General features: G+C 64.5%; 20 protein-coding genes. 12 read left to right on the forward strand and 8 right to left on the reverse strand.

Annotated elements, in window-relative coordinates; genetic code table 11:
- Nucleotides 1–336: 336 nt before the first annotated feature.
- The 3 genes from zapE to A9K71_RS05945 form a co-directional block, all read right to left on the reverse strand.
- Complete coding sequence (zapE, locus tag A9K71_RS05935) at nucleotides 337–1,533, reverse strand: cell division protein ZapE (RefSeq protein ID WP_066991718.1); 1,197 nt, start codon at nucleotides 1,531–1,533, stop codon at nucleotides 337–339.
- Between the two features lie 78 nt (nucleotides 1,534–1,611).
- Nucleotides 1,612–2,151, reverse strand: coding sequence for a protease inhibitor Inh/omp19 family protein (locus A9K71_RS05940; protein WP_066991721.1), 540 nt, complete (start codon nucleotides 2,149–2,151; stop codon nucleotides 1,612–1,614).
- 93 nt (nucleotides 2,152–2,244) lie between these two features.
- Nucleotides 2,245–2,787 (reverse strand): hypothetical protein, encoded by a 543-nt coding sequence (locus A9K71_RS05945; protein ID WP_245299535.1) that lies wholly within the window; start codon nucleotides 2,785–2,787, stop codon nucleotides 2,245–2,247.
- Nucleotides 2,788–2,919: 132 nt separating this feature from the next.
- Between A9K71_RS05945 and A9K71_RS05950 the strand changes: the two genes are divergently transcribed.
- The 8 genes from A9K71_RS05950 to A9K71_RS05985 all read left to right on the forward strand — a co-directional run bounded on the left by A9K71_RS05950 (nucleotide 2,920) and on the right by A9K71_RS05985 (nucleotide 10,320).
- Nucleotides 2,920–3,933, forward strand: a complete 1,014-nt coding sequence (locus tag A9K71_RS05950; RefSeq protein WP_066991724.1) for an MBL fold metallo-hydrolase — start codon at nucleotides 2,920–2,922, stop codon at nucleotides 3,931–3,933.
- Nucleotides 3,934–3,992: 59 nt separating this feature from the next.
- Nucleotides 3,993–4,154: a DUF1328 family protein gene (locus tag A9K71_RS05955; protein WP_066991727.1), complete on the forward strand. Its 162-nt coding sequence runs from the start codon at nucleotides 3,993–3,995 to the stop codon at nucleotides 4,152–4,154.
- 116 nt (nucleotides 4,155–4,270) lie between these two features.
- On the forward strand, nucleotides 4,271–5,155 hold the full coding sequence (gene dapF / locus A9K71_RS05960; protein ID WP_066991730.1) for a diaminopimelate epimerase: 885 nt from the start codon (nucleotides 4,271–4,273) through the stop codon (nucleotides 5,153–5,155).
- On the forward strand, nucleotides 5,155–6,483 hold the full coding sequence (gene mtaB / locus A9K71_RS05965) for a tRNA (N(6)-L-threonylcarbamoyladenosine(37)-C(2))-methylthiotransferase MtaB (protein WP_066991733.1): 1,329 nt from the start codon (nucleotides 5,155–5,157) through the stop codon (nucleotides 6,481–6,483). Before dapF ends, mtaB begins: the two co-directional genes overlap by 1 nt.
- Before the next feature lie 13 nt (nucleotides 6,484–6,496).
- Nucleotides 6,497–8,395 carry a signal recognition particle-docking protein FtsY gene (gene ftsY, locus A9K71_RS05970; protein WP_066991736.1) on the forward strand — a complete coding sequence of 633 codons (1,899 nt, stop codon included), beginning with the start codon at nucleotides 6,497–6,499 and terminating at the stop codon, nucleotides 8,393–8,395.
- A gap of 42 nt (nucleotides 8,396–8,437) precedes the next feature.
- Complete coding sequence (locus tag A9K71_RS05975; RefSeq protein WP_066991739.1) at nucleotides 8,438–9,103, forward strand: septation protein A; 666 nt, start codon at nucleotides 8,438–8,440, stop codon at nucleotides 9,101–9,103.
- A 23-nt stretch (nucleotides 9,104–9,126) separates the two neighbouring features.
- Complete coding sequence (locus tag A9K71_RS05980) at nucleotides 9,127–9,747, forward strand: pyridoxamine 5'-phosphate oxidase family protein (RefSeq protein WP_066991742.1); 621 nt, start codon at nucleotides 9,127–9,129, stop codon at nucleotides 9,745–9,747.
- A 39-nt stretch (nucleotides 9,748–9,786) separates the two neighbouring features.
- Nucleotides 9,787–10,320, forward strand: coding sequence for an NADPH-dependent FMN reductase (locus A9K71_RS05985; RefSeq protein ID WP_066991745.1), 534 nt, complete (start codon nucleotides 9,787–9,789; stop codon nucleotides 10,318–10,320).
- 12 nt (nucleotides 10,321–10,332) lie between these two features.
- Here the strand turns inward: A9K71_RS05985 and A9K71_RS05990 are convergent, their stop codons facing one another.
- Entirely contained in the window at nucleotides 10,333–11,250 is a 918-nt protein-coding gene (locus A9K71_RS05990) for an SMP-30/gluconolactonase/LRE family protein (RefSeq protein ID WP_066991747.1), read from the reverse strand.
- A gap of 229 nt (nucleotides 11,251–11,479) precedes the next feature.
- Between A9K71_RS05990 and A9K71_RS29930 the strand changes: the two genes are divergently transcribed.
- Nucleotides 11,480–11,647 (forward strand): hypothetical protein, encoded by a 168-nt coding sequence (locus tag A9K71_RS29930; protein ID WP_082953829.1) that lies wholly within the window; start codon nucleotides 11,480–11,482, stop codon nucleotides 11,645–11,647.
- 81 nt (nucleotides 11,648–11,728) lie between these two features.
- Here the strand turns inward: A9K71_RS29930 and A9K71_RS06000 are convergent, their stop codons facing one another.
- From A9K71_RS06000 to ccmA, 4 genes are all read right to left on the reverse strand, one after another.
- The gene (locus A9K71_RS06000) at nucleotides 11,729–12,310 is read right to left on the reverse strand and encodes a DsbE family thiol:disulfide interchange protein (protein WP_066991752.1); all 582 of its coding nucleotides are present in this window, start codon (nucleotides 12,308–12,310) and stop codon (nucleotides 11,729–11,731) included.
- Nucleotides 12,307–12,480: a heme exporter protein CcmD gene (gene ccmD / locus A9K71_RS06005; RefSeq protein WP_066991755.1), complete on the reverse strand. Its 174-nt coding sequence runs from the start codon at nucleotides 12,478–12,480 to the stop codon at nucleotides 12,307–12,309. Before ccmD ends, A9K71_RS06000 begins: the two co-directional genes overlap by 4 nt.
- Nucleotides 12,481–12,608: 128 nt before the next feature.
- Nucleotides 12,609–13,274, reverse strand: a complete 666-nt coding sequence (gene ccmB / locus A9K71_RS06010) for a heme exporter protein CcmB (RefSeq protein WP_066991758.1) — start codon at nucleotides 13,272–13,274, stop codon at nucleotides 12,609–12,611.
- Nucleotides 13,275–13,314: 40 nt separating this feature from the next.
- Nucleotides 13,315–13,917: a heme ABC exporter ATP-binding protein CcmA gene (ccmA, locus tag A9K71_RS06015; RefSeq protein ID WP_066991924.1), complete on the reverse strand. Its 603-nt coding sequence runs from the start codon at nucleotides 13,915–13,917 to the stop codon at nucleotides 13,315–13,317.
- Nucleotides 13,918–14,200: 283 nt separating this feature from the next.
- Here ccmA and acnA point away from each other — a divergent pair, with 283 nt between their 5' ends.
- The 3 genes from acnA (at nucleotide 14,201) to A9K71_RS06030 (ending at nucleotide 18,678) form a co-directional block, all read left to right on the forward strand.
- On the forward strand, nucleotides 14,201–16,891 hold the full coding sequence (acnA, locus tag A9K71_RS06020) for an aconitate hydratase AcnA (RefSeq protein WP_066991761.1): 2,691 nt from the start codon (nucleotides 14,201–14,203) through the stop codon (nucleotides 16,889–16,891).
- 352 nt (nucleotides 16,892–17,243) lie between these two features.
- Entirely contained in the window at nucleotides 17,244–18,032 is a 789-nt protein-coding gene (locus tag A9K71_RS06025; protein WP_066991763.1) for a thioredoxin family protein, read from the forward strand.
- Nucleotides 18,033–18,096: 64 nt separating this feature from the next.
- Nucleotides 18,097–18,678, forward strand: a complete 582-nt coding sequence (locus A9K71_RS06030) for a GNAT family protein (RefSeq protein ID WP_066991766.1) — start codon at nucleotides 18,097–18,099, stop codon at nucleotides 18,676–18,678.
- The last annotated feature ends 403 nt before the right edge of the window (nucleotides 18,679–19,081 follow it).

The raw sequence follows: 19,081 nt of genomic DNA on the forward strand, positions 1-19,081 counted from the left end.
GATTTCGCCGAACCCAATAGCCCCGGCATGGAGAAAATTCAAACGGTTATTTTGAGCCTAGTGTTTTCAATCGGTTAGATGCATTGGGAATTACGTAAACGTCAAATTTTTCGAGCCAACTGAACAGAATTTACACAATAAACGATGAAATCAGAAGGCTTTCATCCCGGCGATGACGCCGTTGTGATTTTAGGAGGGGGCGAACAGAGGCAAGGGGGGCGGCTGAGCGGTTCGGGAGGTGCGCATTCAAGCGACGAAGCGCATATCGCTTGCTCATCCCAGGTCTTGGCTCCGCGCGTCGCTCCGCCCTAGGATGAGGACTGGACGCGGCTACGCTCACGCCTGCCGCGCCTCCGCGGGCTCCGACCCGACTTGCCGCCTCTCCGCCCAGCCTTCCAGCCAGTCGCGGCTCTGCATTTCGATCAGCCGCGAGGCGGTGCGCTCGAATTCGAAGACTTCCGTGCCGCGCCTGGCGGTGTAAAGCCCTTCGGGGGGCACCGCGGCGCTCATCACCAGCCGCATGTGGTGGTCGTAAAGCGTGTCGATGAGCAGAATAAAACGCTTGGCTTCGTTGCGCTTGCCTTCGCCGAGCACCGGCACATGGTCGATGAAGACGGTCGAGAAGCGGTCGGCGATCGCCAGATAGTCGCGCGCGCCGAGCGGCTTTTCGCAGAGATCGGCGAAGGAGAAACGGGCGGCATCGCCGGCAGCGCGCGGCACCACGAGCTGACGCCCTTTCAGCGTCAGTGTCATCGCCTCGGTCGGCCTGCCATGTGTCATCGTCTTCCAAGCGTCGTCCAGCGCGCGGTCGGCCGCGGCGTCGGCCGGCGTGACATAGATTGGCAAGCGGTTGAGCTTTTCCTGCCGGTAGTCCTTTTCGGCATCCAGCGTCAGCACATGCGCATGGCGTTCGAGCAGGCCGATGAAGGGCAGGAAAAGCTGCCGGTTGAGGCCGTCTCGATAAAGGTCATGAGGCCCGACGTTGGAGGTGGCGACCAGCACGACGCCTTTGGAAAACAGCGCCGAGAACAGGCGCGACAGGATCATGGCATCGGCAATGTCGGTGACCGAAAACTCGTCGAAGCACAGCACCCAAGCCTCCTCGGCCAGCGCCCGCGCCACCGGCGGGATCGGATCGTCTTCCTTGACATCGCCGGTCTTGCGCGCCGCCCGGTGTTTTTGGATGCGGTCCTGCACGTCGGCCATGAAATCGTTGAAATGGACGCGGCGCTTTCGCCTGACCGGCAGGAGATCGAAGAACATGTCCATCAGCATCGTCTTGCCGCGCCCGACGCCGCCATGGATGTAAAGGCCCTTGACAGCCTCGCGCGGCTTGTTGCTGCGCGCAAACAGCCAGCCCAGCGCGCTCGATTTCTGCGCCAGCCTTTTTGCGGAGATCTCGTCGGTCAGCCGGTCGAGCGCGGCGACGACGCGCTCTTGCGCCGGATCGCGTTCGACCACGCCGGTTTCCACCAGATGGTCGTAGCGCTGCCTGACGGTCGCATGCGTCTGAAGGCCGTCACGCAGGTGCATAGGTCACGTCGTTCTCGGGCAATTTCGGAAAGCGGCTTGCCATCCGAAACTGCGTGAAACAATAGGGGAGGGTCCGCCCTACCTTGTAAGCGAGATCGGCTGGCCGTTGGAAGTCTGGCCGTCGAACTTTTCGCCGCCGGAGGAATAGAGCCTGGCCAGCGTGCCGCCGTTTTCGTCGTAGAGCGTCAGCTGCTTGCCGGCGACATTCCACGACTTGATGCCGTCGATCGGAGCCGGGCAATGCAGCGGACCGGCGCGGTAGCCGGCGCCGAACTTGGTCTGCGGCGTCGCCACCTTGCAGCTCTGGCCGGAGACACTGACATTCCAGACGCCGGCGACGCTGGCCGCGGTCAGGTCCGCGGCGCCCGTGGGCGCCGAACCGTCCGGCGGCAGCGAAGCCATCTGACTGTTCTTCGGCGCGGTGGGGAATTGCGACGGGTCGGTGGTGCCCGGAGCAGCCGGCGGCGGCAGCTGGTTCTGCGTCACCGTGCCGGAGGGCGCCGGCGTGAGCGGCGCCGGCTGCTGATCGTCCATCGTTGAGAAGCGCGAGGTCGAGCAGCCGCTCGCAACGAGCGCGGCCAGCGATACGGCCAAAAGGCCAGTCTTCGAAAAAATCATTCCAACCTCCGTCGGATCCGGTGGGGGGCGCCGTCCGCGTAAACACTCGCTTCACCAAGATGGCGAAGGTGGCAGAATTTCAACCCGATATGGTTAAAATAGGGTTTTCGGAGCTGGTGTTGCAAATTTGTCGCGACGGCCTTGCTCACCGCGGCCCCAATCGAGAAGTTGGACCGTAACGTATTGAAGTTTCAGGCTTGCAGCCGCGCGCTGGGCACGAAGACATACCCGTCCGGACCAACCGATATAGCATTCGCGCAAGCCATGCGGCTTGTCGATCGAGCCGGCCAGCACGATGTGGCCGAGTGCTGCGGCCTTTTTTTCGACCGCATCCGGATCGGCGCCATAGAGGCGCAGCTCGATGCCGGCGCCACGCGTTTCGGCTCCGGCAAAGACGCCGGTCATCGGATTGTCGAGATAGGAATGGTCGGCATGCAGCATGAAGATCGAGCCGAGCAGCTCGATGGCCGCGAAATCCTCGTCGGCATAGATGATGCGCGCGCCTAGCACATCGCGGCAGAAAGCCTCCATCGCCGCCAAGTCGGTGACAAGCAAGTTGACGCCCAGCCCATGCGGCAGCGAGCGGCCGAAATCCTCGGCCTTCATCCACGGTGTCCCGGTCCGTTTCTTGGCCACGGTCTTGTCCCTCCACACCGTCGATCCTAGTCGAAGCCGACCGTTGGCCCTTGGCATTCCCCAGCAAAATGCTTGCGCCAGGCGGCGGCGTCCTTATTTCAGGACAAGCGACAGGGAGTGGGCGGAGAAACGATGGCCGCAGGAACAAGAGCAGCCAACCGCTACTATAGCGGCCCACTCAGCGATCATTTCGACGGCAGCCTCTTTTTCAATCCCAACGGCAGGCCGCCGGCGCGCTTCACCGATTTGCTGAAATGGCAATTGAGCGGTGGGCGCTCGAAATGGCCGGCGGCCTGGCCGAGCCCATATCCGCAGGCGAAGCCCGAACAACGGATCGAAGGCGCCGCGCTTCGGCTCACCATGGTGGGGCACGCCTCGCTGCTCATCCAGACAGCCGGCCTGAATATCCTGACCGACCCGGTTTGGTCCGAGCGTGCCTCGCCTTTCGGCTTCGCCGGACCGAAGCGGGTCAACGCGCCGGGCATCGCCTTTTCCGACTTGCCGCCGATCGACCTGGTGCTGCTCAGTCACAACCACTACGACCATCTCGACCTCGCGACCCTCAAGCGGCTGAAGCAAAGCCACGACCCGATGGTGATCACGCCGCTCGGCAACGATGCGATCATCGGCACTGCCGTGCCCGGCATGCGCGTGTCGGTACATGATTGGGGCGACAGCGTCGAAGTCGCCAGCGACGGCATCATCCACATCGAGCCGGTGCATCACTGGTCGGCGCGTGGCGGGCGCGACCGCCGCATGGCGCTTTGGGCGGGATTCGTCATCGATACGGCGGGCGGCAAGGTCTATTTCGCCGGCGACACGGGCTTCCACGGCGGCACCAACTACCGCCGAATGGCGGAAAAGCATGGCTGGTTTCGGCTGGCCATCCTGCCGATCGGCGCCTATGAGCCGCGCTGGTTCATGGCCCCGCAGCACCAGAATCCGGCGGAAGCCGTCCAGGGCATGAGGCTGTGCGGCGCCGTCCATGCTGCCGGCTGCCACTGGGGCACCTTTCAGCTCACCGACGAACCGATCGAGGAGCCTGCGCAAAAGCTCGCCGAGGCATTGGCGGCCGAAGGCATTTCGCCGGAGCGTTTTCGCGCCATGCGCCCGGGCGAAGCATGGGATGTGCCGCCGCCTGGCTAAGGAACCCAGCCCGGGCAAACGCGTTGGTTGCACAACGCAAATCCGCCTCGGAGCCTTCCATGATCAAATGGATCATCATCCTTCTTATCGTTGCCGCTGCGGCAAGCCTGCTTGGCATGCCCGCGCTGGCCGGCGCCGCCGCCACAGGTGCCCGCATCCTGATCGGTATTGTGCTGATCATCTTCCTGCTGATCGTGCTCGGCGTCTTCGCCGTGACTTAGCCCGCATATTCGCCGCGGCAGGCCAGAGCCGCGTCCTGGCCGGGAGTCGCGTTGCACTGGTAATTCCCGCCCGTTTCCGCCATATAGCGCCAAACGGAATTGGAACGACCGGTTAGATGGCAGGCACTGCCCCATTCGCCAAGATGAACGGCATCGGCAACGAGATCATCGTCGCCGATATGCGCGGCCGTGCCGACAAGGTGACGGCAGCCGCGGCGATTGCCCTCAATGCCGACGCGGCGACCAAGTTCGATCAGATCATGGCGATCCATGATCCGCGCACGACCGGCACTGCTTATTACGTCGACATCTTGAATTCGGACGGCACCGGTGCGCAGGCCTGCGGCAATGGCATGCGCTGCGTCGTGCAGGCGCTTGCGGCCGAGACCGGCCAAAAGACCTTCACCTTCGAAACCCGCGCCGGCATTCTCAATGCTCAGGAACATGCCGACGGCTCGATCTCGGTCGACATGGGCAAGCCGCGTTTCGGCTGGCAGGAGATCCCGCTTGCCGAGGAGTTCCGCGACACTCGCATGATCGAACTGCAGATCGGCCCGATCGATGCGCCGGTGCTGCATTCGCCTTCGGTCGTCTCGATGGGCAATCCGCACGCGATCTTCTGGGTCGACCGCGACGTCTGGTCCTACGAGCTCGACCGATTCGGTCCGCTGCTCGAGAACCATCCGATCTTTCCCGAGCGCGCCAACATCACCATCGCTCAGGTCACCTCGCCCGAGACGATGATCATCCGCACCTGGGAGCGCGGCGCGGGTCTGACCAAGGCCTGCGGCTCCGCGGCCTGCGCCGCCGTGGTGGCAGCCGCCCGCACCAAGCGCACCGGCCGCAGCGTGTCGCTGGTCACGCCCGGCGGCGGCGAGCTCAATGTCGAGTGGCGCGACGACGATCACGTCATTTTGACCGGCGCCGCCGAATGGGAGTTTTCCGGCAGCTTCGACCCTTCGACCGGCGCCTGGGCCCGCGACACGGAAAGCGCCGCCTGATGTCCGCTCTTCAAAAGGGCCCGGCGCCCGAAGGGCCTATCGGCAACGGTATCGACGTCGTCACGTTCGGCTGCCGCCTCAACACCTATGAATCGGAGGTGATGCGCCGCGAGGCCGAGACCGCCGGCCTCGGCGCGCTGGAAGGCGGCGCCGTCATCTTCAACACCTGCGCCGTCACCGCCGAAGCCGTGCGCCAGGCCAAGCAGGCGATCCGCAAGGCCCGTCGCGAGAACCCTGAAGCGCGCATCATCGTCACCGGCTGCGCCGCGCAGACCGAGCCGCAGAATTTCGTCGCCATGGACGAGGTAGACCTGGTGCTCGGCAATGAGGAGAAGCTCAAGGCGAACTCCTACCGCGCGCTGCCGGACTTCGGTGTCAACGATACCGAGAAGGCGCGCGTCAACGATATCTTCTCGGTGCGCGAGACGGCGAGCCACATGGTCGACGCCATCGAGGGCCGGGCGCGCGCCTTCGTGCAGGTGCAGAATGGCTGCGACCATCGCTGCACCTTCTGCATCATTCCTTACGGCCGCGGCAATTCGCGCTCGGTGCCGATGGGCTCCGTGGTCGAGCAGGTCAAGCGTCTCGCAGCCAACGGCTATGCCGAGATCGTGCTCACCGGCGTCGACATGACCAGTTTCGGTGCCGACCTGCCGGGCAGCCCGAAGCTTGGGAAGCTCGTGAAGACGATCCTGCGCCAAGTGCCCGAGGTGGAGCGTCTGAGGCTGTCGTCGATCGATTCCATAGAAGCCGACGACGAGCTGCTCGACGCGATTGCCACCGAGCCGCGGCTGATGCCGCATTTGCATCTGTCGCTGCAATCGGGCGACGACATGATCCTGAAGCGCATGAAGCGCCGGCATTTGCGCGATCAGTCGATCCGCTTCTGCGAGGAGGTCCGGAAGCTCCGTCCCGGCATCGTCTTCGGCGCCGACATCATTGCCGGCTTCCCGACCGAGACCGAAGCGATGTTCAAAAACTCGGAGAAAATCGTCGAGGAATGCGGCCTGACGCATCTTCACGTCTTCCCGTTCAGCCCGCGCGAGGGCACGCCCGCCGCGCGCATGCCGCAACTGCGCCGCGAGGTGGTGAAAGAGCGCGCCGCACGGCTGCGTGCCGCCGGCGAGGCCGCCTATCGCCGCCATCTGGCTGCCCTTGCAGGCACGCGGCAGTCGCTCCTGATCGAGCGCGACGGGCTCGGCCGCACCGAAGGTTTCACGCTTGCCGCGATTGGCGTTGGACAGCCGGGCGAGATCGTCGAGGCGGTTGTCACCGGCCATGACGGCGCCCGGCTGATCGCGGCGCCGCTCGCCGCTCAAGCCGCCTGAGACTGCAAGACGTATGGCTGGTTTCTTCAAGAAGATATTTTCGTTCGGCAAGAAGGAAGTCGTCGAGGAGCGCGTCGACGAGACCGCGCTCCTGCCGCCGATCAAATGGGACGCGCTCGAGGCGCTGAAACCGGAAACCGAGCAGGAGCCTGCGTCCCGCAGCGCCGACGCCGGCGCCAATCACCCTCGAGCTGCGCTCGGGACCTCCCCCATCGAGGGGGAGGCAGGACCTGCGCCACAACCGGTTCCCGAGGAGCCGAAGCCCGAACCCGCACCGGACATTCCGCCGGCGCCGGAACCCGTCATCCCGCCGGCACCGGAGCCGGTTGTTCCATCCGAGCCGGAGCCGCTGCCGCAGCCCCAGCCGGAAGAAGAGCCGCGGCCCGCCCCGGAGCAGCCGCAGCCGCCTGCACCCGAGGAAGTGCCCGCTCCGCCCGGACCTGCACCTGAGCCGGTGCCCGCGCCGGCACCGCAGGAGGTGCCTGCACCCGCGCCGGCCGAGCCGGAGATCGAGCCTTCGCGTCCGGAGCCGCAGCCGGTGCCGGGGCCCGTCGAAGTGCCGACGACGCCCAACGAAGTCCCGGCCGAGGCGCCAGCGCCGATCGAAGTTCCACCGGGCGAGGCACCTTCTATCGAGCCATCTTTAGAGGTCGGCGCCGCGCCCCATCCGCCTGCCCCGTATAGTGACGGGGAGAAGGAAGAAGCGCCAACGCCGACGCCCCCTTCTCCCCGTTCTTCACGGGGAGAGGATGAGGGTGAGGCGCAGCGTCAGCCTGCGGAGGATTTGCCGCCACCGGAGCCGGCTCCGCCGGCGGAAGCCCTGCCTCCCATTCGCCAGGCTGCGCCGGTCGAGCCGGGGCGGATCCTTGCCGAGATCGCGCCCGAGCCGGAAGCCGTCCCCGCGCCGCCGCCGACCCCCTCTGCCGGCAAGGTGACGGTCGCCAAAAAGGTCGAGCAGAAGGCCGAGCCGCAGAAGGCACCGGAGCCGGCGCCGCGGCGCTCCTGGTTCCAGCGCATGCGCGACGGGCTTGCCCGTTCCTCGCGCGAGCTCACCGGCAACATCGCCGGCGTCTTCACCAAGCGCAAGCTGGACGAAGACACGCTGCAGGATCTGGAGGATGTGCTGATCCGCGCCGATCTTGGCGTCGAGACGGCGCTGCGCGTCACCGATTCTCTCGCCTCAAGCCGATACGGCAAGGACGTTTCCGACTCGGAGGTCCGCGCCGTGATGGCGGCGGAAGTCGAAAAAGTCCTGACCCCGGTCGCCAAGCCGCTCGAGCTCGATCTCAGCCACAAGCCGCATGTCATCCTGGTCGTCGGCGTCAACGGCACCGGCAAGACCACGACCATCGGCAAGCTGGCGGCCAAGCTGACCGAAGGCGGGCTTTCGGTCATGCTGGCGGCCGGCGACACGTTCCGCGCGGCCGCCATCGAGCAGCTGAAGATCTGGGGCGAACGCACGAAGTCGCCGGTCATCGCCACCAAGCTTGGCGCCGACGCCGCCGGCCTCGCCTACGATGCCTTCGAGAAGGCGAAGGAGGCAGGCTCCGACGTGCTGATCATCGACACGGCCGGCCGCCTGCAGAACAAGACCGAGCTGATGGCGGAGCTGGAAAAGATCGTGCGCGTGCTGGGCAAGCTCGATCCGGAGGCGCCGCACACCGTGCTGCAGACCGTGGACGCCACCACCGGCCAGAATGCGCTCAGCCAAGTCGAGATCTTCCGCAACGTCGCCGGCGTCAACGGCCTGGTGATGACCAAGCTGGACGGCACGGCGCGCGGCGGTATTCTGGTGGCGATCGCCGCCAAGCATAGATTGCCGGTCTATTTTATCGGCGTCGGCGAGCAGGTCGACGACCTCGAACCCTTCTCGGCCAGCGAATTCGCCAGGGCGATCGCCGGCGTTGCTTGAACGATCCCAAAAGCGCCGACTTTCGGGACAACAAGGACTTTCATGAACATCCTCGAACGCGACCCGTCCGACCCGCAGAAACAGAAGAAGGAGGGCATCAACCCGCCGCTCAAGCTGGTGCTCGAGCTCGGGCCGCTGCTGGTCTTCTTCTTCGCCAATGCGCGCGGCGAATGGCTGGCGCAGAAATTTCCGGCCTTGGCCGAGCTCGGCGGCCCGATCTTCGTCGCCACCGGCCTGTTCATGGCCGCCACCGCGTTGGCGCTGATCGCCTCGTGGCTGCTCACCCGCACCTTGCCGATCATGCCGCTGGTGTCGGGCGTCGTCGTCCTTATCTTCGGCGCGCTGACGCTCTATCTGCAGGACGACGTCTTCATCAAGATGAAGCCGACCATCGTCAACACGCTGTTCGGCGGCGTGCTGCTCGGCGGCCTTTTCTTCGGCAAGTCGCTGCTTGGCTATGTCTTCGACTCGGCTTTCAGCCTCGATGCCGAAGGCTGGCGCAAGCTCACCTTCCGCTGGGGCCTGTTCTTCCTCTTCCTGGCCCTCGTCAATGAAGTCGTGTGGCGGAATTTTTCAACCGATGCCTGGGTTACCTTCAAGGTCTGGGGCATCATGCCGATCACGCTTCTCTTCACCTTCAGCCAGATGCCGCTGATCATGCGCCACTCGCTGGAGGAAAAAACCAAGGAAGAGCAGGCGAGTAAATAGAGCAGGTTCCGGGGAGGGGCGGCATGGAATTCCTCACCACGCGCGATGAGCTGAGGACGATCTACAAGACGCCGCGGCCGACCGACGGGTCGATCCGCAAGGAACTCAAGGCGCTCGATGGCCACTGCCGTTCCTTCATCGGCAAGAGCCCATTCGTGCTGATCGGCTCCTCCGACGGCGCCGGCAATGCCGACGTGACCCCGAAGGGCGACAAGCCCGGCTTCACCGCCATCCTCGACAGTTCCACCATCGCCATCCCTGACCGTCCAGGCAACAACCGGCTGGACACGCTGGAAAACATCGTTCGTTACCCGTCGGTAGGGCTGCTCTTCCTCATTCCCGGCATGAACGAGACGCTGCGCGTCAACGGCGAAGCCCACATAACCATCGACGCCGGACTGCGCGCCCGCCTGGCCGTCGACGGCAAGGAGCCGCTGAGCGTCATCGTGGTGACGGTCAAGGCCGCTTACATGCACTGCGCCAAGGCCTTTATGCGCTCCGAGCTGTGGGAGCCGGAGACCTGGTATGACCGCGCGAGCCTGCCGACGCTCGGCCAGATCATCCGCGACCAGCTGGCGCTTACAGAGAGCGCCGGCGAGATCGACCGCGAACTGGACGACGATTACCGGCAGACCATGTGGTAGGCTCCCGGGCACGATTCGTCCGAACCGCCCCCGTCACCCTTGCTGAACCTCCTCGCCATATCCGGCAGCCTGCGCGCCGCCTCGACCAATTCGGCCCTTGTCGCGGCGCTTGCCGCCAACGTGCCCGCGGATTGCCGCGTCACCGTCTATGACGGTCTCGGCCGCTTGCCGATCTTCAACCCGGATGAAGAGGGCGAGCGCACGCCGTGTGAGGCAAGATACCTGATTGAGGCCGTCAGCCACGCCGATGGCGTCGTCGTCTCCTGTCCCGAATACGCCCATGGCGTGCCGGGCGGCATGAAGAATGCGCTCGACTGGCTGGTGTCGCGCGATGCCGCCGTCGGCAAGCCGGCGATGCTGGTGCACGCCTCGCCGCGGTCGCTCTTTGCCCGCGCCGCCCTTGCCGAGATCATGCGCACGATGTCCTTCGCGCTCTACGAAAAGGCCGCGCTCGAGATCGCGCTGCTCGGCAAGAAGCCGCCGGAGGTGGAAGAAATCCTGGCTGAGCCGTCGAACCGACAGGCGATGCGCAAAGCACTTCAGGATTTCGCCGGCTTTATCCGCCCCCGCTGACGCCGTTGCCGGTCAATAGGTCTTCGCCCCATTCACCATCAGCCAGACCACATAGAGCGAGGTGGTGCCGCAGATGTAGAGGCGGTTGCGCTTGGCGCCGCCGAAGACGCAATTGGCGACGACTTCCGGCACTTTGATCTTGCCGATCAGCGTGCCGTCCGGATCGTAGCAATGGATGCCGTCGGCGGCGCTCGTCCAGATGCGCCCGCTTTCGTCGAGCCGGAAGCCGTCGAACAGGCCGGCCGTGCAGTCGGCGAAGACCTTGCCGCCCGAGACCTTCTTGCCGGCCTTGCCGACATTGAAGACGCGGATATGCGCGGGGTTCTTGGCGCCATGGGTGCGGCCCGTGTCGGCGACATAGAGCAGGCTTTCATCGAGCGAGAAGGCGAGCCCATTGGGCCTGACCATGTCGGTGATGACGGCATCGATCTCGCCCGTGCCGGGGTCGACGCGGTAGACATTGCAGGCGCCGACCTCGCTCTCGGCGTGGTCGCCTTCATAATCGCTGTCGATGCCGTAGGCGGGATCGGTGAACCAGATCGAGCCGTCGGAACGGACGACGACGTCGTTGGGCGAGTTGAGCCGCTTGCCGCGCCATTTGTCGGCGATGGTGGTGACCGAACCGTCATGCTCGGTGCGGCTGACGCGGCGGCCCGAATGCTCGCAGGTGATCAGCTGGCCCTGCCGGTCGACGGTGTTGCCGTTGGAATTGCCGGACGGCTGGCGGAAGACGCTGACGCTGCCATCGGTCTCGTCGTAGCGCAGCATGCGGTTGTTGGGGATGTCGGACCAGACGAGGTAGCGGCCGGCGGCGAACCAGGCCGGGCCTTCCGCCCACCGGCACCCGGTGAACAGCTTCTCAACCCGCTCATTGGCGTTGAACAGCCGCGAGAAACGCGGATCGAGAAGTTCATAGTCAGCGGCCGTCATGCTTTCCCTCCCGGCAATCAAAAGACGCGCGATCAAGCCAGCACAGAGCGGAGAAGGCAAGATCGCGGATGCCTCTCACGGCATGTTGACGCGTGGAGGGGCTAAGACGCCATTAACCGGCTATGCGCTGCTTGCAATGGTGCATTGCAACATCTTTCTTTTGCAATGCACCATTCCTATGTCATTCTCGCCATCGATCAGGGAGGAATAACTCAGAAGGAACCTCATCATGATCTTCGACAACCTCGTCACCCGCGCTCGCACCAACCTCGCCAAGCGCCGCCACTACAATCGTCTCGTCGCAGAAATCGAGAACCTGTCGAGCCGCGATCTCGCCGATCTGCGTGCCGACCGCTCCGAGATGCTCTACCAGATCCACAAGCAGATCTACGGTTGAGTCCGAGGCCGGTCGAGCCGGCCTATGCGCCGCGTCGCTTCGCGCCTTGCTTCGCACTGGAATGACGACGCAAGGGGCCGCCTAACCCGAAGCCGCCAGGGCCTTCTCGATCTGCGGCAACAGCAAATCTCTCGCCGATTCCGGCGTCAGCGGCCCGACATGCTTGTAGGCAATCTTGCCGTCCTTGCCGATGACGAAGGTCTCCGGCACGCCGTAGACACCCCAGTCGATCGCCGCGCGCCCGGCCGGATCGACGCCGATCGCCTGGTAGGGATTGCCGAGATCGCCGAGGAAGCGACGGGCGTTTGCCGGCTCGTCCTTGTAGTTCAGCGCGGCAAGCGTGAACCGCTTGTCCTGCGACAGCGCCAAAAGCACCGGATGCTCTTCCCGGCACGGCGCGCACCATGATGCGAAGACGTTGACCAGCGTCACCTTGCCGGCGAAGGATTTCGAGTCCAGCCCTGGCAGGTTCGAGCCTTCGAGCGGCGGGAGGTTCGTCTGCGGCGCCGGCAGGCCGATCAGGGCCGAGGGAATTTCAGACTCGTCGCGGCCGGACAAAAGCTGCGACAGGAACAACCCCGCCAAGCCCAGGAAAACCAGCAGCGGAAGCAGCACGAACAGGCGGCGACGGGGCGACGCCGGGGCTCCGGTTTCGGCGCTCACGGCTTCGCCGTCCCGGCCTTGTCGGAGCGCCGCCGCACGCCGGCCGCGTCGAGCGCCGCGAGCTCACGCTTGCGCGCCCGCTGGTCGAGCAGGATCCAGCCGATCAGCCCGACGAGCACGATCACGCTGATGGCATAGGCGGCGGCGACATAGAGAGCATGCGCGCTCATACCAGCCGCTCCATCTGCGCACCTTCCGCGCCTGCCCTGCCAATCCGTTCGACCATGCCTTCCCTTAACTCTGCGTCACATGCCGCGCAATCAGGCGCGGCGCCGCAGTTGAGAAACGCCCCAGCGCCTCAATCCGTCCCGTGCCGCAACGCCAGCGCCGAGGCCAGCGGCCCGACCACGGCAAGAAACAGCGTCAGCGCGGCAAGAATGAGGAAGGGCTGCAGGAACGGCGCGGGATCGGCCACCGCGCCATAGCTCGCCGAGACGCCGAAGATCAGCACCGGAATGGTGAGCGGCAGCACCAGCACGGAGATCAAAAGCCCGCCGCGCGGCAGCGCCACAGCCACAGCCGCTCCGGCGGCGCCGATGAAGGTTATGGCCGGCGTGCCGACAAGAAGCGTAAATGCCGTCGCGCCGATACCGAGCGGCTCCATGTTCATGAACAGGCCGAGCAAAGGTGCCGCCATCACCAGCGGCAGCACGCTGCCCGCCCAATGCGCCAGACACTTGGTCAGCACCGTCAACGCCAGCATGTGACGGTCGCTGTTGAGCACCAGAAGATCGAGCGAGCCGTCCTCCCGATCGGCCTGGAAGAGGCGGTCGAGCCCAAGCAGGCAGGCGAGCAGGGCAGCGATCCACAGGATCGCCGGACCGATGCGCGACAACAGGTTGAGGTCGGGCCCGACGCCGAACGGGATTGTGGCAATCACCGCCAGGAAGAAGATGACGCCGATCAGCGCGCCGCCGCCGGCGCGGATGGAGAGGCGGACATCGCGGAGGAAGAGGGCTAGCATGACTTGGTATGCCTTCGCCCAGGGGTGCCTCGCGCCGACATCAGTCACCCATCCTCAACGTCTTGGCTCCCTCGAGCCCGAGCGGCAAATGCGTGGCCGCCACGATGATGCCTCCCTCTCGGCAATGCCCTCTCATCAATCCCGCGAATCGTTCCTCCGAAGCCTTATCCAGCCCTGCGGTCGGTTCGTCGAGCAGCCAGACCGGCCGGCGGCTGACCAGGAGCTTCGCGATCGACGCGCGCCGCCTTTGCCCGGTCGAAAGGTAGCCGAACGGCAGGTGCCCGAGCCCGTCCAATCCGACCGTCTCCAGCGACTGCCCCACGCTCAAACCAGCCTCGCCCTGGAAGGCGCGCCAGAAGCCCAGGTTTTCTTCGACGCTGAGGGCGGTCTTCATCGCATTGAGATGGCCGAGATAGTGCGAGGCCGAAGCGACCGATGGAAACTCGTCGCCGCCGCCCTCGACCTTCACCTTGCCTTCGGCCGGCGGCAGCAAGCCGGCGATGACCCGCAAAAGGGTCGATTTGCCGGCGCCGTTCGGCCCGGTGACGACGAGTGCCTCGCCCCTGTCGAGGGCGAATTCGATGCCGGAAAAAACCGTCTCGTCGCCGCGCTCGCCGCCCAGATTTTCGGCGATCAGCCGCATCCTTGCCCGTCCCGAAAGCACCGTTTCGCGGCCGCCGCCGCATCGCACAAATTTGCTTTTCGACTGTCTAGAACTATTCCAGAAAATTCTCTATATGCGGTTCATCCGTGCCAGCGGTCGGCGCGGGAACAGAATTAGCGCCGAACCAGCGCACGCGCCGCCTTCAACGGCTCGGGTTGCTCGGGAGCGGACAGCGGAAATGGCCGTACCCGCACCTTTGCGCGTGATTGCATGCCAACGGCGTCCGTTCCCTTTCAGGCTGAACAGACAAGGACGGATCGCCGTGACGAAATCCCTCGATAGTTTCAACTGCCGCCGCACCCTGACCGTGGGTGGCGCGGACTATGTCTATTTCGACCTCGCAGAGGCGGAGAAAAACGGCCTTGGCGGCATTGCCCAGCTGCCCTATTCGATGAAGGTGCTGCTGGAGAACCTGCTGCGCAACGAAGACGGCCGCTCGGTCACCAAGGAAAGCATCCAGGCGGTCGCAGCATGGCTCACCGACAAGGGCACTGCCGGTGTCGAGATCGCCTACCGCCCGGCCCGCGTGCTGATGCAGGATTTCACCGGCGTTCCGGCCGTTGTTGATCTCGCGGCCATGCGCGACGGTATCAGGGCGCTCGGAGGCGATCCGGAGAAGATCAACCCGCTGGTGCCGGTGGATCTCGTCATCGACCACTCAGTCATCGTCGACGAATTCGGCACGCCGATGGCCTTCGCCCGCAATGTCGAGCTCGAATATGAGCGCAACGAGGAGCGCTACAAGTTCCTGAAATGGGGCCAGCAGGCCTTCCGCAACTTCCGCGTCGTGCCGCCTGGTACCGGCATCTGCCACCAGGTCAATCTCGAATATCTGGGACAGGTCGTGTGGACCAACGCGGAAGAGGGCGAGACCACAGCCTATCCCGACACCTGCGTCGGCACCGATTCGCACACCACCATGATCAACGGCCTGGGCGTGCTCGGCTGGGGCGTCGGCGGCATCGAGGCCGAGGCCGCGATGCTTGGCCAGCCGGTCTCCATGCTTCTGCCGGAAGTGATCGGCTTCCGCCTCACCGGCAAGCTCAAGGAAGGCGTCACCGCCACCGACCTGGTGCTCACCGTCACCCAGATGCTGCGCAAGAAGGGCGTCGTCGGCAAGTTCGTCGAGTTCTTCGGCCCAGGCCTCTCCAATATGACGCTGGCCGACCGCGCCACCATCGGCAACATGGCGCCGGAATATGGCGCCACCTGCGGCTTCTTCCCGGTCGATAGCGAGACCATCCGCTATCTGACGATGTCCGGCCGCGAGGAAAGCCGCATCGCGCTGGTCGAGGCCTATTCCAAGGCGCAGGGCATGTGGCGCGACGCCGGCTCGGCCGATCCGGTCTTCACCGATCTGCTCGAGCTCGATCTCGGCGACGTCGTGCCGTCGATGGCCGGCCCGAAGCGCCCGGAAGGCCGCGTCGCGCTGCAGGATATTCCCGCCGGCTTCGCCAAGGCGATGGAGACCGAGTATAAAAAGGCCGTCGAGATCTCGAAGCGTTACGCCGTCGAAGGCACCGCTCACGATCTCGGCCATGGCGACGTCGTGATCGCCGCCATCACTTCGTGCACCAACACCTCCAACCCGAGCGTCTTGATCGGCGCCGGCCTGTTGGCCCGCAACGCCAACCGGCGCGGCCTGAAGCAGAAGCCGTGGGTGAAGACCTCGCTGGCGCCGGGAAGCCAGGTGGTCGCCGAATATCTCGAGAAATCCGGCCTGCAGAAGGAACTCGACCAGATCGGCTTCAACCTGGTCGGCTTCGGCTGCACCACCTGCATCGGCAATTCCGGCCCGCTGCCGGCGCCGATCTCCAAGACCATCAACGACAAAGGCTTGATCGCTGCCGCGGTGTTGTCCGGCAACCGCAACTTCGAAGGCCGCGTTTCTCCGGACGTCCAGGCGAACTATCTCGCCTCGCCGCCGCTGGTGGTGGCGCATGCGCTGGCCGGCACCGTCACCAAGGACCTCACCACCGAGCCGCTCGGCGAGGGCAGCGACGGCAAGCCGGTCTATCTCAAGGAGATCTGGCCGACCTCGGCCGAGATCCAGGAGTTCATCGAGAAGAACGTCACGCGCGAGCTTTTCGCCCGCAAATATGCCGACGTCTTCAAGGGCGACGAATATTGGCAGAAGGTGAAGGCGCCGGAAGGCCAGACCTATGCCTGGGACGATCATTCGACCTATGTGCAGAACCCGCCTTATTTCGCCGGCATGGGCCGCGCCTTCGGCAAGGTCGGCGACATCAAGGGCGCGCGCGTGCTTGGTCTCTTCGGCGACAAGATCACCACCGACCACATCTCGCCGGCCGGCTCGATCAAGGCGGCTTCGCCGGCAGGCAAGTACCTCACCGAGCACGGCGTCGGCGTCGCCGACTTTAACCAGTACGGCACGCGGCGCGGCAACCATGAGGTGATGATGCGCGGCACCTTCGCCAACATCCGCATCCGCAACCACATGCTGGGCGAGAACGGCCGCGAAGGCGGCTACACGATCCACTATCCCTCGAAGGAGGAGATGTCGATCTACGATGCCGCCATGGAATACAAGAAGGAAGGCGTGCCGCTGGTCATCTTCGCCGGCGTCGAATATGGCAACGGCTCCTCGCGCGACTGGGCGGCCAAGGGAACCAACCTCCTTGGTGTCCGCGCCGTCATCGCCCAGTCCTTCGAGCGCATCCACCGCTCGAACCTGGTCGGCATGGGGGTCATCCCCTTTGTCTTCGAGGACGGCACCTCATGGGCTTCCCTCAACCTCAAGGGTGACGAGCTGGTCGAGATCGACGGCCTGGATGCCATCAAGCCGCGCCAGAAGATGACGGCCAAGGTCACCTATGGCGACGGCACGCTGAAGAACGTGCCGATCATCTGCCGCATCGATACGCTGGACGAACTCGACTACTTCAAGAACGGCGGCATCCTGCAATACGTGCTGCGCGATTTGGCTGCGTAGCGACAGGGAATAGGCGGTAGGCATAGGCAGGGGGAGATTTTCCCACTGCCTGGTGCCTACTGACGTCCTAGTTAAACTGCGGCAGGCCAAGCATTCTCAGCCCAGCTCAAAGTCCAAGTCCGATTGGCGCGCAATAGAAATCCTCCGGCAGCAGCAAACTTACCGCTTCGCGGCGATGCGGTCCCGAAATCGAACCGGGTCGAAGAATGCAGTGGCCCCTCCTGTCGCCGCCTTACCTACGGTCGCGGCGACAAAATTTCACCGCAACGTGACTTCCCGTTGACTGTCCGTTCTGCCACATATTTTAGCAACCAGAACAAGGCCGGCGTGACCGGCGGGAATTGGAACGGTCATGGCATTGCGAGGACCATTGCGGCTTACGGCAGTTGCGCTGGTCCTCACGGCGTTGAGCCGCGTGGCCTCAGCAGCCGAGCTTGAGAAAGTCGCGACCGGCAAGCCGCAGACTGAAAAGCCTTTGGGCGTCGTCGAGTTGTTCACCAGCCAGGGCTGCAGCTCCTGTCCGCCGGCCGATGAATTCTTCGCCGAGCTGGCGGCGAAGGAAAATGTCGTCGCGCTCGCATATCACGTCAATTACTGGGACTATCTGGGCTGGCAGGACACGCTGAGCAACAAAGAGAACACCGAGCGGCAGTATGACTATATGCGCGCCTTTGGCAGCCGTTCGGTCTATACCCCGCAAGCCGTCATCAACGGCCGCAGCCATGTCAACGGCGCCAACCGCAAGGAGATAGACGGCGCGCTGGCCCGCATGGACAGGACCGGCGAGGGCATGCGGGTCGGCATCAAGGTGAGCCGCACCAGCGATCGGGTCATGATTGACGCCGGCGATGCCGGCAATGGGCCGACCGACGCCCATGTGGTGATCGTCTATTTCGATCCGCCGCAGATGGTGAAGATCGGCCAGGGCGAAAACAGCGGCCGCAACATGACCTATTGGAACGCCGTTTCCGACATCCAGATCGCCGGCATGTGGAACGGCAAGGCGCAGCGTTACGAGCTGCCGATGACGGAGATTGCGAAGAAGGGCGGCTGTGCCGTGCTGCTGCAGTCCGTCGGCAAGGACGGCGTCCCGGGACCGATTCTCGGCGCCGCGCTCATCCGCAAGCCTGACCGGCTCTGACGGCTCCGCTGACAAAACCTGATCGCCGACGAAAGCCGGCCGGGGCCCACGAAGCAGAGCATCCATGGCAAAGCGACCCGAGCCGCACCCGATTCTCCTGACGACGCGGCTGCGCCTGCGTCAGTTCAGGGCTGAGGACACGGATGCGATGCACGAATGCTTTGCCGACCCGGAGGCGATGCGGTTTTGGAACGCACCAGTCCACACCAAGCGGACCGAGACCAAGCGCACCGTGCTCAGATATGTCGCCTGCACCCCGTCCTACCATCGGCACTGGGCGGTCGCCGACATTGAGACTGACCGCTGCCTCGGCCTCGTCAGCTATCACGATGGCCACATCCGCAACAAGCGTGCGGCCATCGGCTATTTCATCAACCCCGCATATCAGAGCCGGGGCATGGCCACCGAGGCTGTCTCGGCGATGCTCGACTTCTGTTTCGACGATCTCGGCCTGCACCGTATGCAGGCGTTCATCGATCCCAACAACACCCCGTCGCGCAAATTGGTCGAGAAACTCGGATTCGGGCGCGAAGGCCTACTGCGTGATCATCTGCGTGTCGGCGGCATCTGGCGCGATGAGATCCTGTATGCGCTCCTTAGGACTGGTCGCTCATCCAGCGCAGCGGTTCCAGCTCTCATTCCCTGATCGTGCATTGTGATGACGCCCGCCTGGCCGCGACACAGGGGCCGGCGGGCCAGAGCGGACAGGCATGAAAAAACCGGCGTCAGCTTGCTTCTGACGCCGGTTATTCAGGTTTTGGGATCGTCGCACCTGATTTTTCCAAGGAAAAACCGAGGTTGGTTCGATCCGACGCTGACCCGTGGGCGGGGGGCTTGGGGTTTACGAGCCGGTGCCGGACCGAACCGTCTCAGGCAACGCGGGTAAACTCGTCGGACATTGGGGCATGAGCGCGGATAATTTGTGGCGACAATGTGGCAGAGCATCACCAATTCCAACACGCGTTTTGCAAACGTGACTGGACCTTTCGGAAACGGCGGACCGCAAGCCTGCTTCGCCGGCCCTTGCAATTCGGCCGCGAAAGCGCGAA

It is taken from the genome of Mesorhizobium sp. WSM3873 (assembly GCF_001672445.1).
In the GTDB taxonomy this organism is placed as follows: Bacteria; Pseudomonadota; Alphaproteobacteria; order Rhizobiales; family Rhizobiaceae; genus Mesorhizobium.